Below are 14,737 nucleotides of genomic sequence, written 5' to 3'. Positions count from 1 at the left end.
ATCGGACAGGCTGTCTCCGTGGATCCGACAGCCTGTTTCGCCATGCGGCCCGTCATCCGCCGAGCTTGGCCAGTTCTTCGTCGTCGATCTCGTAGTTGGCGAACACGTCATGCACATCGTCGTTGTCGTCGAAGGCGTCCATCATTTTCAGCAGCTTCTCGGCGTTCTCGCCCTCCACCTTGACCGTCGTTCGCGGCAGCCAGCGAATGCCGGCGCTCTCGAACGTCAGGCCGCTTCCTTCGAGGGCTTGCTTCACTTTGATGAAATCGGCGGGAGCCGTCAAGATCTCGTACAAGTCCTCGTTCACGATAATGTCCTCCGCTCCGGCATCAATCGCCGCCATCAGCATCGAATCTTCGTCGATATCATGCGCTTCGCGGCTGACGACGAGCAGCCCCTTCTCATCGAACAGGTACGAAACGCAGCCCGACTCGCCCATGTTGCCGCCGCGCTTGTTGAAAATGGCGCGCACGTCGGCCGCCGTCCGGTTCCGGTTGTCGGTCAGACATTTCACCATGATGGCGACGCCGCCCGGGCCGTACCCTTCGTAGATGATTTCTTCGTAATCTTCGCCCCCGGCGGTCGCCGTCGCGCGCTTGATCGCGCGTTCGATGTTCTCGATCGGCATCTGCTCCGCGCGGGCGTTCGCGATCGCGTTCTTCAGCGCAAGGTTCGCTTCGGGATTCGGACCGCCCCGGCGGGCGTGCATGTAGATTTCCCTCGCCAGCTTGACGAACTTGTTGTTCCGCGCCTGGTCGGCCTTGCCCTTACGGTCTTTGAACAGTTTGAACTTCGGCATGTCATGATCCTCCCGGGCTTGATTCCATACAGCAGTTTACCACTGCCGGCGGTTTCCGGTCAAAAAGAGGCAAACAAGAAAGACCCCGGATGATCCGGGGCCTTGCTCGTGTCGTGCATCTTCTATTATAAGAAGTTGTTCATTCTTATAACTTGATGACGTTGGCCGCTTGCGGTCCGCGATTGCCCTGAGTGATTTCGAATTCGACGAGCTGGCCTTCGTCCAGCGTCTTGAACCCTTCACCCTGAATGGCCGAGAAGTGGACGAACACGTCGTCGCCGTCTTCGACTTGAATGAAGCCGTAACCCTTCTCAGCGTTAAACCATTTTACCGTACCTTTCAAATGAACAACCTCCTAAAATTCACGCCGATCGTCCGGCGCTTACACACAGTATAAGCGTTGGCCGACCAAAAAGCAAATCAAACTTTCCGGAGGCTGCACATTTTCTTTCTGCGGACGCGGCGTTCCAACGGAATCGTGTTCCTTATACAGGCGATGCGGGCCGATCATGCGGCAGCTCGCCGGCGACATAGCGGCCGCTTCCGTCCCTGCCGTCCGCCGCGAAGTCGTCCATGAACCGCTTAAGCGACGCCTCGCGTCCGGCGCGGTGATGGTCCAGACTGCCGTAATACGAAAAGTCGAACAGATCTTGCAAACCTTCCAGCTTGGCCGTTGAGACGTCAATCTCGGTCCGCGCTTCCCTGAACAGCTCCTCCTGCGGCAGCCTGTAGCGCGGATCGACCGCGACGGCCCGGAAACCGCGCCTCGCGGCAGCGGCCGTGAACGACGACGCCCCCGCCGCCGCATCCAGCACTTCGCCCCGCGGATCAAACGGCTCGGCGAGCGCGAACATGCGCACATACTCCGCGAAGCTCCGGCACGTGAACGCCGTGCCGACCTGGTCATACTTCCGATCCATGCTCATCTCTCCTCTTCTCGTCTCATCCGTTCTCGTCTTGTCTCAAGGAATCCGGGTCTCCCCGGCCCTTTCCTTCATCATACAGGGGCTGCGGTTGATTTCCAACCCCCCGTTCGTTATGATGGGAACAAAACGCCAACGCGGAGAGATTGCCGTGATCAAAAAAGTTCAGATTTACAAGCGCGACAAATACAATATGCTGACGGTGGAAGTGCAGGGCAAATCGCTCGTCGTCCGCGAGATCTCCGATGCGTGGGGCGAAGAGTGCCACACGTTTCTGAGCCGTCCGGAGATGCTGGCCTGGGCGGAATCCCGTTTTCAGGCGGACCGGCTGGAAGGCGGCGAAGCGGAGCGGGAAGCGATTCTCGAGAAGTTCCGTTCGATCTGACCTGCCCCCATTGTGCCGGAGCCGGGAAGGAAAAACATGCCGTGCGGCGAATTGCTTGGGGAACGCAGGAATCTGGAGGAACCGATGGATACCACAGCACTCGTCATTTTCATCATCGCCGCCTTTTCGTTCGGTGCCGTCCTCGTCATGAAACGGGATACGATTGCCCCGCCGATGCGGCGGTTTCTCGCGCTGATCGCCATCGTGATGATCGCATCCGCGTTCATCATGCTGGTGTACGCCTTTCTGACCTTAGGCGGCTGATCCCGGCATCGGATACGGCCGGTCAGAGCCGTGCTCTGACCCGGCTCATGAAGCGGCGCGCCGCGGCGCATACTAGAGGGCAAAAAAGGAAGTGCAGTCATGAACTGGCTTTCCGCCCTGCTTGCGCTCGGCCTGATCGGCGCCGCCGCGGCGCCCGTCCCGATCGACCGCGCGGCCGAACATGCTGTGCGGTTCGATATCATGTCCCCAAGGAGGAACCAAGACATGAAGCAAGTGCCGAAACGTTCCGAGACGAACCCGAAATACCGGTGGAGGCTGGAAGATTTGTTCGCTTCCCAGGCCGATTGGGACCGGGAATACGAGCAGGCCAAGGCGCTGATCGCCAAGGCGGCCGAATTCCAGGGCAAGCTGGCCGATCCGGCCCGGCTCAAGGCCTGCTTCGAGCTGGAGGATGAACTGTCGCTCCACGTCGAGCGGCTCTACGTGTACGCGAACATGCGCCACCACGAAGACACGGCCGAGCCGAACAACATGGCGCTCGCGGACAAGTCGAAGAAACTGAGCGTCGAAGCGAACGAAGCGCTCTCATTCATTACGCCGGAAGTGCTCAGCCTGCCGGACGAGACGCTCGAGAAGATGATCGCCGATCCGAATCTGGCGCCCTACAAGTTCACGCTCGAAGAGATGCGGCGCCAGAAAGCGCACGTGCTCGGCAAGAGCGAAGAAGCGCTGCTCGCCCAGGCGGGCAACATCAGCCAGGCGCCGAATACGATTTTCGGCATGCTGAACAACGCCGACCTGAAATTCCCGACCATCAAGAATGAAAACGGCGAAGACGTCGAACTGACCCACGGCACGTACATCCAGTTCCTAGAGAGCCGCGACCGTTCGGTTCGCGAAGCCGCGTTCAAGGCAATGTACGAAACCTACGGCAAGCTGAAGAACACGCTCGCCTCGACGCTCGCCGCCAACGTGAACAAGAACCTGTTCTACGCCCGGGCGCGCAAATATCCGTCCGCACTGGAAATGTCGCTCTTCGCCGACAACATTCCGAAGGACGTGTACACGAACCTGATCGACACGATCCACCGTCATCTGCCGCTCATGTACCGCTACATGGAGCTGCGGCGGAAGCTGCTCGGCGTCGAAGAACTGCACATGTACGACCTGTTCGCGCCGCTGGTGGAAGAGTTCAAGATGGAAATTCCGTACGAGCAGGCGAAGCTTACCGTGCTGGAGGGCCTGGCGCCGCTCGGTCCGGATTATCAGAACGTGCTGAAGGAAGGGTTCGAAGGCGGCTGGATCGACGTCTACGAGAACCAGGGCAAACGGAGCGGCGCTTACAGCTGGGGCGCTTACGGCACCCACCCCTACGTGCTGCTCAACCACAAGGACAACCTGAACAGCATGTTCACGCTGGCGCATGAAATGGGCCACGCCCTGCACTCGTATTATTCGGACCGGCACCAGTCTTACCGGAACGCGCAGTACACCATTTTCCTCGCCGAGGTCGCGTCGACGCTGAACGAATCGCTTCTGATGGACTACCTGCTGAAGCGGACGAACGACCCGAAGGAAAAAATGTATCTGCTGACGTACTACGCCGACCAATTTCGCACGACGGTGTTCCGCCAGACGATGTTCGCCGAGTTCGAGAAAATCATCCACGAGAAGGCGGAAGCCGGCGAATCACTGACGCCGCAGCTCCTGTCGAAAATCTACTACGATCTGAACAAGCTGTACTACGGCGACGGTATGGTCGTCGACCAGGACATCGAGATGGAATGGGCGCGCATTCCGCATTTCTACTCGAGCTTCTACGTTTACAAGTACGCGACCGGCTTCTCGGCCGCGACGAGCTTCGCGAAGCAGATCCTCGACGAAGGCGAGCCGGCCGTCGAGCGGTACCTCGGCTTCCTGAAGAGCGGCGGCAGCGACTACTCGATCAACATCCTGAAGCGAGCCGGGGTTGACATGTCGACGCCGGAACCAATCGAACAGGCGATGAGCGTGTTCGAAGATTTGATCCGTCAAATGGAAGAATTGACCCAGGCGTAAAGAAAGCGGCCGTGCCCGGAATGGGCCGGCCGCTTCGGCTTGCGACAGGGTTGCCGTCCGGATTCGCCCGCGGCGCATCGGATGGCTTGTTTATTTCGCCTCGGCTTTCTCCTCGTCCGGCGGGTACAGGACGATGCGTCCGTTCTCCATCTCCACGCGCACCCGCCGCGCGTTCCGGAATCCTTCCGCATTCATGAACCCGGCGGGAATCTGCAGCCGCCCCGTCTTGTCGACGACGACATATTCCACATGGCTCTCTTCGCGCTCGAGATTCTCGTAGTCTTCGCGGTACGAACGGCGGATGATCTCCGACGACGTCTTCCCGTCGCGGATCGCGACGACGCGGTCGACCTTGCGCGCGAGCTGCGGATCGTGCGTGACGATGACGATCGTCAACCCCAACGTCCGGTTCAGCTCGCGGAACAGGTCGAGCACCTGGTTCGACGTCTTCGTGTCGAGCGCGCCGGTCGGCTCGTCGGCGAGCAGCAGCTTGGGATGGTTGGCGAGGGCGATCGCGATCGCGACGCGCTGCTGCTCGCCGCCCGACAGCTCGCTGAGCCGGTTCTTCATCCGGTGCCCGAGCCCGACCGCCTCGAGCAGCTCGACCGCCCGCGCCCGGCGCCGCCTTCCGCGCAGCAGAATCGGGAGCTCCACATTCTCGAGCGCGGTCAGGTACGGAATCAGGTTCCGCGCCTTGTTCTGCCAGACGAAACCGACCGTCTCCCGCTTGTACCTGACAAGATCGCGCTCCGAGAACGCGAGCAGATCTTTCCCGTCAACCATCAGCTTCCCGGCGGAAGGACGGTCGAGGCCGCCCAGCATGTTGAGCAGCGTCGATTTGCCGCTCCCGCTGTTGCCGATGATCGCCATCAGCTCGCCGGTCTCGACCCTGAGGTCGAGCCCCTGCAACGCCACGACTTCAAGGTCTTTCGTCTTGTAGATTTTCACGAGTCCGTCGCAGACAATCATGCCGTCACTCCTCCCCCAGTTTGAGTGCCTGGGCGATCTTCACGCGCGCGAGCCGCCAGCCGAGCACGATGAGCCCCAGGGCCAGCATGACTGCCACCACGCCGTAGAGCTGCGCGTAATCGCCGGCATGGCGGACGATTTCGAACGGCGGCACCTGCTCGGACGGATTGAACGCCATCTCGAAGAGCGGCACGAACTGTTCGCTCACGACATTGCCGACGATGACGCCGATGACGACGGCGGCGACGGTCGTCAGCAGCTGCTCGCTCGCCAGCATGCCGATGAGTTGCCCGAACGGGATGCCCATCGCCCGCAGCACGCCGAACTGGAGCGTCCGCCCGGACAGCGACAGCAGCCAGAACACGAGGAAGCCGAAGAAGCTGATCAGCATCGAGATGACGAAGCCGAGTGTCATGACGCCGTTGATCGCGAGCCGGAACGGATCGTTCTTCGACCGGATCAGCTCCTGGCCCGCATCCTGCAGCGAAGTGAGCGGGTATCCCGCTTCCGTGATCGCTTCGTACAAGGCCGCGCTGGAGGCGGCGCCGTCCTCCAGGTTCAGCCACACCTCGTACGGCTCGAGCGCCAGCCGATTGTGGATCGCGGACAGCTGGGCGACGACGAGCCGCGGTTTCTCCTGCTTACCGGGAGCCGGCAGCGGGTTCCAGCCCGGCCAGTAGTCGACGACGCCGAAGACGGTCAACATCGTGGAGTCCAGTCCTTCCCAGCCGATGTAGATCGGATCGCCCGGCCCGACGCCGAACTCTTCGGCCACCGAGCGGGAGATCAGCACGCCCCGCGGATCGGAGGCGAGCAGGTTCAGATACGCGTTCAGGTGGTAATCGAGCAGACCGTTTTTCATCCATGCCGTCCGGCCGAATTCGTAGGTTTCGATTCCGTACATCGTCGTGACGCCCCCGCCGCCCGCGGCGTTCAGGCGGGCGTCTTCCTTGACGAAGACGCGTGCCGCCGCTTCGACGCCGGGCATTTCGGTGAACGGCAGGAACGGCGGTTCGGTGTACTGCACCCGCTTCGGCGGCGCGGCGTCCGCCTCCGTCTGCTGCGGCGCCGGCCCGCCGGCCATCGGCGGCGGCGCATCGTTCTCCCACCGCGACGTGAGCACGACGTCCGCCCCGATCGCATAGCGGATCTTGTTCTCCATGTTGTCGCCGATCGTCCGGGCGGCGTTCGCGCTGAACAGGCCGGTCGCCACCGTCATGATGAGGAACACTTTGATGCCCAGATACTGGCCGGACGAGCGGCTGATCGTCACGAGCGTCGAATAGAGCGCCGGCGGCCACCATCTCCGGCCGAGAAAATAGACCAGCCGGATGAACCACGGGTAGAGCCGGAGGATGAACAGCCCGCCGCCGAGCGCCAGCACGGCCGGCATCACGAACAGCAGCGGATCGACCTGGAGCGAGCCGGCTTCCAGCGCCAGCTCGCGCATGTCGGCCGACTGGCGCCGGAAATCGCTCAGCAGCCAGACCGCCGCCGCGATCAGGATGAGATCAATGCCTGTCTTGTGCCAGAACGGCGTCTTCTCCAGGCGGGCCGACTCGCGCTTGCGGTCGACGATCGACGTCCTCGCCGCCCGCCCGGCCGGAACGAGCGTCAGCAGCGCCGCTCCGAACGCCGCGCTTGCCGCGATCGCCCAGACGCCGCCGGTCAGCTCGACATCGAGGGCCGCGCGGTCGACGAACGTCAGGAAGCCGCTCGACGCGCCGAGCATCTTCGTGAACAGGACGCCGAGCCAGGGGCCGACAGCCCATGCGGCGGCGCCGAGCATCAGCCCTTCCGCCGCGTAGGCCAGCAGCACCTGCAGACGGCTCGCCCCACGGCTGCGCAGCACCGCAATCTCCGTCTTCTGCCGCTCGACGATCAGGCCGGCCGTCATATAGAGGTAGAAGGCGAGCATCATCATGACCGGCGCATACAGCGACAGCAGCACGACGCCGAGCCGCTCCCGCTTCTTCTCGTACGTCTCGATCTTCTCGAGCATCGCAATCGTCAGATCGGCGTTGTACGAGAAGCGGTTCGCGAGGTACCGGTCCATGTACGCGGACTGCTCGAGGAACGTCTCGATGCCGGTCGTTTTCAGCTGCGTATAATCGAGCGCCAGCACGTACTGGAAACCGCCCAATTGCAGGCGGCCGCCGTACACGAAGTCGCGCATGAACACGTCGTGCGGGATGTAGAACGACGATTCGTAGTTCTGAAGCGGATACGGCGCGTAGGCGTCGATCGCCTCCGGCGCGGCGGATTCGATGACGCCAACCGGCAGAATGCGGAACTTCTCGCCGGTTTCGCGGTTCAGTCCCGTAATCTCCTCGCCGAGATCCCGTTTGAGCTTGATGAGGAACGACTGGGTGACGAGCGCTTCGTACACGCCGTCGCTGCGGCCGGCATCCGGCATCCGGCCGTCGATCAGCCGGATCTGCCGCTCCAGATTGCTGACGGCGCGGAAGCTTCCGACGACGTTCGTGTTCCTGATCTCCTGTTCCGTCGCGTCCGCACCGTAGACGCGGAGCATGATCGTGGACCGGGCGGCATACCCCGAATGCATGCTCAGGCCGACGCGCTCCGGAAAACCGAACACATACCGGTCCAGATTGTCCACGACCTGCGCCGCCCTGGCGCGGTCGTCAATTGTGCCGGGCAGCGCGTTCACGCGCATGTATCCGGGATAAACATTGCGTTCGGTCTGCATCAATTGCAGCTCTTTCTGCAGCGTCCGCTCCAGAATCGCGTTCGCATAGAGCGGCATCGAGCTGAACAGCGCCACGCACACGGTCAGCCCGAACCACAGATTGAGCTGCAGCCATTTGGTGCTGGCCATCTTGCGCAAGATCATGACCCACAAGGCCAAGGCGCTCCACTCCCCCGCGCCGTGCGGCGCGCTAGTTGTTCAAGATTACCCGGGCGCCTTCTTCCAGTCCGCGGACAATCTCGACCTCGGTCGACGTCTTCAGCCCGACCTCGACATCGACTTCCTTGCGGCGCTCGCCGTCGGCGATCTGCACATACTCGCGTCCGAGGTACGTGCGAAGGCCGGCGCGCGGGATGACGATGGCGTTCTCGCGCCGCTGCAGCGGAATCTCGAAGTCGGCGCCGGTGCCGATCCCGGCGTCTTGCGGCGGGTTGTCCAGTTCGAGCACGATGGTGCGCGAATTGCGCTCCTGCTCCGTCTTGTCGGTTGTGAGCGGCGCGTTCGACGGCGCCTGCACGACCTCCGCCCGGTACATCTCGCCGCCATAGACGACCGCCGCCTCCATGCCGGGATGGACGCCGAGCAGATCGGTCGCCGACGCCGCCACATAGGTCAGCCGGACCTGCTTCGGATCGGATACGGTGACGAGCGGCCGATAGGCGGTGACCGAATCGCCGGGCGCGATTTCCGCGACATACGTCACCTCGCCGTCAAACGGCGCAACGAGCCGCGACTTCTCAAGCTGCTCCTCGAGCGCCTCGAGGCTGATTCGCTCCCGCTCAAGATCGATCTCGCGCAGCCGCAGGTCGCGGCCGGTCAATCCGTCAATCCGCGCCTGCTCGTATTGGATCTGCGCCCGCTCGACGTTCAGCCGCTGCAGCCGGATGCGCAGCTCGAGATCGCCGACATCGAGCTCCAGAACCGTCTGGCCGGCTTTGACCTCATCGCCCTGCTTCACATGCACCGCCAGCACCCGTCCCCCGGATTCGCGGAAGTAGAGCGGCTCGCTGCGGCTCGACGTGAACGTCGCCGAGCCGCGCAGCACCGTCTGGATCGTGCCGCGCTTCGCCTCGACGACATCGAACACTTCTTCCTTCGGCTGCACCAGCGGTGGTGCAAGCGCTTCCTCTTCCTGCGGCAGCAAGGAACAGCCGGCCGCGATCATCAGTGCCGCCAGCGCGGCCGCCGCGCGGTCAAGACCGCGTCGCAGCCGGCGTCTCCGCATGTTTGACAATTCTCCCATCCTCCAATGCGATCACTTGATCGACCAGCTCCATAATGCCGGGATCGTGCGTCGTCAGCACGACCGTCGTGCCTAATCGTTTCACCAGATCGCGGAACACGCGGATGATCGTAAGCCCCATCCGGCTGTCGAGCTCGGCCGTCGGCTCGTCGGCGATGAGCAGCCGCGGCTCGTGGGCGATCGCCCGGGCGATCGCGACCCGCTGCTGTTCGCCGCCCGACAGTTCCGGCGGGCGATGCTTCATCCGCTCTTTCATGCCGACCCACTCGAGGGCGCGCTCCACCCGCTCGCGTCCCGCCTTGACGCCTGCGACGCGCAGGCCGAATTCGACGTTCTCGTAAGCCGACATCAGCGGCATCAGACCGAACGACTGGAAGACGAGCCCGATCTCCCGGCGCCGCAAGGCGTTCTTCTGCTTCTCCGGCATGGCCGTCAGATCCCGGCCGTCCCACCAGACGCGTCCCGCCGTCGGCTCATCCAGGGCGCACAGGATGTTCAGGAGCGTCGTCTTGCCCGACCCCGAACGGCCGACCAACGCGGTAATCGTGCCTTGCCGGATCGTCAGGTCGATCCCGTCGAGAGCCGTGACGGCGCCGCTGCCGCTGCCGAATACCCGCCGGATGCCTTCCGTGCGCAGCATGACGCGTAAATTGCAATCGTTTTCAATTGACATGATCGTTGTCCCTCCCGCACGTCGGACCATAAAATGCCGGAAAACCATTTAAGAGCATAATAGGCATCTCGGGAACGAGGTGTCAATTTAAATCTTCGGCAGATTTCAGATTTTTGACAATAACACGGCCAGCGCCGCGAGCGCCCCCGCTACCAGCGACGAGATGAGATTGACGAGATCGTTCGTCATCCAGCGCCGGCCCTGGGCGTGCAGCGCCGGCTTGCCGCAGTGGACCTCGCGTTCCGTGAGGGCGCCGCACGTCAGGCAGCGGTACATCGCCTGCTGCCACGCGCCGAGCAGCGAATCGGCTATCGTGCCGGCCAGTCCGGTGGCAGCCGCGACGACGATCAGCGCAGCCGCCGGAATGCCCGCCGCCTCCCCGCCGCCCAGCAGCGCGGCGGAAATCCCGATCAGCGCCGCGCCGGCAAACGCGGCGAAAGTACCGAGCGGCGTCACTCCGCCGCTCGTCCCCGCCGGCACGGAGCGGCCTGTCAGCAGGGAACGCGGCTGCGTCCGGCTCAGGGCGCCGATCTCCGTCGCCCAGGTGTCAGCGTTTACGGACGCCATGACGCCGACGAAAGCGGCGGCAAGCGCCGGCTCCGGCCAGACCGCATATGCCGCGCAGAGCGCAAGGCCGATGCCGCCGTTCGCCCATACCTGTCCCGCGTCGCGCCGGCCGGTCTTCGCGTAATGGCGCTCTGCTTCCCTTTTTGCGCGGATATGCCGCTTCCAGCGGGACCAGAAGACGGAGGTGGCGAAGAAAACAAGCAGCAAACCGTACCAGAGCGGTCCGCCGAGGGCGAAATAGACGGCGCCCATCAACACGGCGGACCAGGCACCCGACGCCGAGAGCGCCTGTTTGCGCCAGGCGATCCAGGCGATCAGCCCGCTGCCCGCAAACCCGGCTGCCCATCGCAGAGGCATCGAAGCGGCAAATTCGTCCAGCATGATTTCAACTTCCTTCCGGTTGATGCGCTTCCGCAAGCCCGTGAGGCTGCAAGATGTCTTTTTTCAGTCCCGGGCGGCAGGAGATGCGCGATTGATATCGAAATTTTTGGAAAATGCTCCGGCATGTCCGGAAAGCCACGAGACCGTTTGGCAAGGAGTGTCGCCCGTTGCCCGATTATCCCCGTGAATTCGAACGGATGCCCGCGCTTCGGGAGGAATTGACGCCCGAGCAGATGCTCCGCATCATTTTCGATTATACCGCAAAAATTGCGAACGAACGAAACCTGCACAATGTGCTCGTCCTGATGGCGAATATGGGGCGGGAGATGATTTTGGCCGACCGGTGCACCGTCTGGCTGGTCGACTACAAGCGCGGCGAACTGTTCACAACGGTCGCCCACGGCGTGAGCGAGATCCGCGTGCCGCTCAATTCGGGTCTCGTCGGCCATTCGATCGCGCTCGGCCAGCCGCTGCTGATCGAGGACGCCTATCAGGATCCCCGCCACAACGCGGAGAACGACCGGAAGGCGGGGTATCGGACGAAATCCGTCATTACCGTGCCGTTCGCCGGCAACGACGGCAGCATCATCGGCGCTTATCAGGCCGTCAACAAGATGACGAAGGAAGGCGTCTTCACGCAGCGCGACCTGGAAAATTTGTCGCTGGCCGCCTCCTACGCGGGCAAGTCGCTCGAATCGGTCATGCTGCACGAAGAGATCGTCGCCACGCAGAAGGAGATTATTTTCCGGATGGGCGAAATCGGCGAGAGCCGGTCGAAGGAGACGGGCAACCACGTCAAACGGGTGGCCGAATACTCCCGCATCCTCGCCCTCGGTCTCGGCCTGCCGCAGGAGGAAGCCGAGAAGATCCGGGTGGCGTCCCCGATGCACGACATCGGCAAAGTCGCCATCCCCGACGCGGTGCTGAAGAAGCCGGGCAAGCTGACCGACGAAGAATACGAGATCATGAAAACCCACACGACGATCGGATACAATCTGCTTAGGGGATCGAACCGCGAACTGCTGCGCACGGCCGCCCATATTGCGCACGAACACCACGAGAAATGGGACGGCACCGGCTACCCGCGCGGCCTGAAAGGCGAGGAAATCCATCTGTATGGACGGATTACAGCGGTGGCCGACGTGTTCGATGCGCTCGGCAGCGACCGGGTGTACAAGAAAGCTTGGGAACTCGAGCGAATCATCAACCTGTTCCGCGAAGAGCGTGGCCGGCACTTCGACCCGAAGCTGGTCGACGTCTTCATGGAACAGCTTCCGCGCATGCTTGAAGCGCGCGACCGTTACAAAGATGAACTGCAGGAATGACGCAAACGGCCGGAAGGCGCCTGACGGCATCCTCCGGCCGTTGCTTTATCTCCCGAACCACTTGAACTTCCTCCCCGCCTTCAGCTCGCCGAAGCGATCGGGGTAGTTCGTGCAGATGATGATGTCTTCGCCCATTGCGGCGATCCGCCGCATCCCGGGCTTCCGGTCGACCGTCCAGGCCACCACCTCAAGGCCCGCCTTGCGGAACGCCGCCATCCGCTCGGCCGTCAGCCTGGTCCAGCCGATCGACAGGAACGCCGCGCCGATGCGCGCGAGCGCCTGTTCGAGCCCCGGCGGGGCGGCATCGATGATCAGTCCCGTTTGTATTGCGCTCTCCACTTCCTTCACCCGCCTGAGTGCCAGCGGATCAAACGACGTAATGACGGAGTTGCGGATCCGATCGTGCCGACGGAGCAGCCCGACGACCGCCGCCTCGATGCCCGGATAGCGGCCGCCGTAAGTTTTCAGCTCGATGTTCAGCCTGCACTTGCCCGCCGTCAGGTCCAGCACCTGCTCCAGCGTCGGCACGGATTCGCCGCGAAATTCCGGGGAAAACCAGTTTCCCGCGTCCATCGAAGCCAGCTCCGCCGCCGTGAAATCGGCCACGCGGCCTTTGCGGTCAGTCGTCCGGTTCACCGTGTCGTCGTGCATGACGACCGGCACGCCGTCCTTCGACAGCTGCACGTCCAGTTCGATCCATTCGACGAACGGGAACGTGAGCGCCTTCTTCATCGCCGCCATCGTGTTCTCGGGCGCAAGCCCGGACGCGCCCCGGTGCGCGCAGCACGGATTGGCAATTCCCACGCCTTGAGGCCTCCTTCCCCCTGTTGCCCGCTCCGGTCAAGCCGCTCCGGCCGCTCCGGCGTCTTCGGCCTCGGCAGCCGGACGAAGCGTACCGTCTTCGCCGACCGTGACGCCGAATGAAATCCGCTCCAGCTGATCAAGCATCGCCTGTCGCGCCTCGCCTTCCAGCGGCTCCGGACGCGACGGCTCGATCGCCCGCATCGGGACGAATTGCAGCTCGCATCCTCCGCCCTTCGTGCAGACCGCGTTCAGCACGCCCGTGTCGCGCGTATCCTCGTTCTTCGTCACATTGAAAATGAAATTGCCGAGACTGTACGCGATCCATCTGCCGTTGTAATGCTCGAAACCCTGCAGAACATGCGGGTGAGAGCCGACGACGAGATCGGCGCCCGCGTCGATGTAGGCGCGGGCCAGTTGCTTCTCGATGTCGCGCGGCTTGCGGCTAAGCTCCTCGCCCCAGTGGGCGTACACAATGATCAGATCATGGGACTCCCTGGCGCGTTCGATCGCTTCTACCGCCCTGCGCGGATCGTACGTTTCCGCCACGCCGGGATGGTTTTTGTCCGCTTTCCAGCTGACTTCCGGCACGACGCGGCTCAGGCTGAAAATCGCGATCGACATGCCCCTCACGTCGAAGACGGCCGGCTTGAACGCTTCTTCATCATTGCGGCCGGCTCCCGCATGTTTGAGATTCGTCTCGTTCAGATGGTCGATCGTATCCAGCAGCCCTTCGACGCCCTGGTCAAGCGTATGGTTGTTCGCAAGCGAGACGAAGTCGATGCCCGCTTCGCGCAGCGACGGGAGAAGTTCCGGACTGCCTTTAAACACGTATTTCTTGTTTTCAGCCGGCGTGCCGCGCGTTGTGATCGGATTTTCGAGGTTGCCGATCGTCAGATCCGGTTCCTGCAGGTAAGGCAGCGCCTTCGCGTACGGGTAGTCGAATCCTTCGCGGCGCATCAGCTTCTCAACGGACGAAGCCAGCAGGATGTCGCCGACGAACGCGAGCCTGACCGGCTCCTCGGCCGGTTCCGGTTCCGCCTCTTCCGACGGCGCGGGAGTAACGTCATTTCCGTCCCCGGCGTCATCCGCACCGGTCCCCGCATCCGTGGCGTTGTTCGCGCCCTTGTCTTCACCGCCTTCTGCACTTGCGGTCCCCTCGTCCTGCGGCGAACTTCCGTCCGGCTCTGAAGCCGGACCTTCATCCGCCGTCAGCGGCGGATTCGGCGTGCCGGAACTGTCTTCCCGCCCGTGAAGCCAATGGCCTGACGCAATGCCGTACACCAGCGCGGCGATGGCGAACAACATGCCTATGTTCAGCAGCGCAAGCTGGCGCAGACGCCGTCTGCGTCTGTTCCGATCCCGCGCGCGCGAGTCAACCCGCGAGAGTCCCATTTCCCACAAATCCCCCTAAACCGGTATTCACCGTCATGCCGGCGGCGTTCATCCCATCACATTATAGCAGGAAAAGCGGCTGACACGGCTTGGAAGACAAAAAAATTTCCGCGCGCAAGCCGCGAGGAGACAACGCCGGTGCGGGGTAACGCGGACACCGCGTTACAGCGGTGCGCGAGACCCCGTCGGCGCGGCTGTAACGTGCATACCGCGTTACAGCGGTGCGCGAGACCCCGTCGGCGCGGCTGTAACGTGCATACCGCGTTACAGCGGTGCGCGAGAC

At 62.9% G+C, this 14,737-nt stretch carries 14 protein-coding genes; 4 read left to right on the top strand and 10 right to left on the bottom strand.

Annotated elements, in window-relative coordinates:
• Positions 1 to 52: 52 nt before the first annotated feature.
• The 3 genes from C6W55_RS05690 to C6W55_RS05680 all read right to left on the bottom strand — a co-directional run bounded on the left by C6W55_RS05690 (position 53) and on the right by C6W55_RS05680 (position 1,719).
• Positions 53 to 799, bottom strand: a complete 747-nt coding sequence (locus tag C6W55_RS05690) for a YebC/PmpR family DNA-binding transcriptional regulator (protein ID WP_286891850.1) — start codon at positions 797 to 799, stop codon at positions 53 to 55.
• A gap of 145 nt (positions 800 to 944) precedes the next feature.
• Positions 945 to 1,142, bottom strand: a complete 198-nt coding sequence (locus tag C6W55_RS05685; RefSeq protein WP_015254327.1) for a cold shock domain-containing protein — start codon at positions 1,140 to 1,142, stop codon at positions 945 to 947.
• Positions 1,143 to 1,284: 142 nt separating this feature from the next.
• Entirely contained in the window at positions 1,285 to 1,719 is a 435-nt protein-coding gene (locus tag C6W55_RS05680) for a hypothetical protein (RefSeq protein WP_015254326.1), read from the bottom strand.
• 154 nt (positions 1,720 to 1,873) lie between these two features.
• Here C6W55_RS05680 and C6W55_RS05675 point away from each other — a divergent pair, with 154 nt between their 5' ends.
• The 3 genes from C6W55_RS05675 (at position 1,874) to pepF (ending at position 4,390) form a co-directional block, all read left to right on the top strand.
• Positions 1,874 to 2,107 (top strand): hypothetical protein, encoded by a 234-nt coding sequence (locus tag C6W55_RS05675; RefSeq protein ID WP_015254325.1) that lies wholly within the window; start codon positions 1,874 to 1,876, stop codon positions 2,105 to 2,107.
• 84 nt (positions 2,108 to 2,191) lie between these two features.
• Positions 2,192 to 2,371: a hypothetical protein gene (locus tag C6W55_RS05670; RefSeq protein ID WP_041854262.1), complete on the top strand. Its 180-nt coding sequence runs from the start codon at positions 2,192 to 2,194 to the stop codon at positions 2,369 to 2,371.
• Between the two features lie 225 nt (positions 2,372 to 2,596).
• The gene (gene pepF, locus C6W55_RS05665) at positions 2,597 to 4,390 is read left to right on the top strand and encodes an oligoendopeptidase F (RefSeq protein WP_041854261.1); all 1,794 of its coding nucleotides are present in this window, start codon (positions 2,597 to 2,599) and stop codon (positions 4,388 to 4,390) included.
• A 90-nt stretch (positions 4,391 to 4,480) separates the two neighbouring features.
• Here the strand turns inward: pepF and C6W55_RS05660 are convergent, their stop codons facing one another.
• The 5 genes from C6W55_RS05660 to C6W55_RS05640 all read right to left on the bottom strand — a co-directional run bounded on the left by C6W55_RS05660 (position 4,481) and on the right by C6W55_RS05640 (position 10,933).
• Positions 4,481 to 5,359, bottom strand: coding sequence for an ABC transporter ATP-binding protein (locus tag C6W55_RS05660; protein ID WP_286891846.1), 879 nt, complete (start codon positions 5,357 to 5,359; stop codon positions 4,481 to 4,483).
• Positions 5,360 to 5,363: 4 nt separating this feature from the next.
• Positions 5,364 to 8,228: an ABC transporter permease gene (locus C6W55_RS05655; protein WP_286891845.1), complete on the bottom strand. Its 2,865-nt coding sequence runs from the start codon at positions 8,226 to 8,228 to the stop codon at positions 5,364 to 5,366.
• 31 nt (positions 8,229 to 8,259) lie between these two features.
• Positions 8,260 to 9,294 (bottom strand): efflux RND transporter periplasmic adaptor subunit, encoded by a 1,035-nt coding sequence (locus C6W55_RS05650; protein ID WP_041853836.1) that lies wholly within the window; start codon positions 9,292 to 9,294, stop codon positions 8,260 to 8,262.
• Complete coding sequence (locus C6W55_RS05645; protein ID WP_286891844.1) at positions 9,263 to 9,985, bottom strand: ABC transporter ATP-binding protein; 723 nt, start codon at positions 9,983 to 9,985, stop codon at positions 9,263 to 9,265. Before C6W55_RS05645 ends, C6W55_RS05650 begins: the two co-directional genes overlap by 32 nt.
• Positions 9,986 to 10,090: 105 nt before the next feature.
• Positions 10,091 to 10,933: a DUF92 domain-containing protein gene (locus C6W55_RS05640; RefSeq protein ID WP_286891843.1), complete on the bottom strand. Its 843-nt coding sequence runs from the start codon at positions 10,931 to 10,933 to the stop codon at positions 10,091 to 10,093.
• 167 nt (positions 10,934 to 11,100) lie between these two features.
• Between C6W55_RS05640 and C6W55_RS05635 the strand changes: the two genes are divergently transcribed.
• Positions 11,101 to 12,258: an HD domain-containing phosphohydrolase gene (locus C6W55_RS05635; protein WP_286891840.1), complete on the top strand. Its 1,158-nt coding sequence runs from the start codon at positions 11,101 to 11,103 to the stop codon at positions 12,256 to 12,258.
• 45 nt (positions 12,259 to 12,303) lie between these two features.
• Here the strand turns inward: C6W55_RS05635 and C6W55_RS05630 are convergent, their stop codons facing one another.
• Positions 12,304 to 13,062, bottom strand: coding sequence for a glycerophosphodiester phosphodiesterase (locus C6W55_RS05630; protein WP_286891838.1), 759 nt, complete (start codon positions 13,060 to 13,062; stop codon positions 12,304 to 12,306).
• A 36-nt stretch (positions 13,063 to 13,098) separates the two neighbouring features.
• The gene (locus C6W55_RS05625) at positions 13,099 to 14,454 is read right to left on the bottom strand and encodes a CapA family protein (RefSeq protein ID WP_286891836.1); all 1,356 of its coding nucleotides are present in this window, start codon (positions 14,452 to 14,454) and stop codon (positions 13,099 to 13,101) included.
• Between the last annotated feature and the right edge of the window lie 283 nt (positions 14,455 to 14,737).

The sequence above is a fragment of the Thermobacillus sp. genome (genome assembly GCF_003390775.1).
Classification (GTDB): Bacteria; Bacillota; Bacilli; order Paenibacillales; family Paenibacillaceae; genus Thermobacillus; species Thermobacillus xylanilyticus.
Note: the sequence above shows the minus strand (reverse complement) of the source record. Positions and strands in the feature narration are given on the sequence as shown.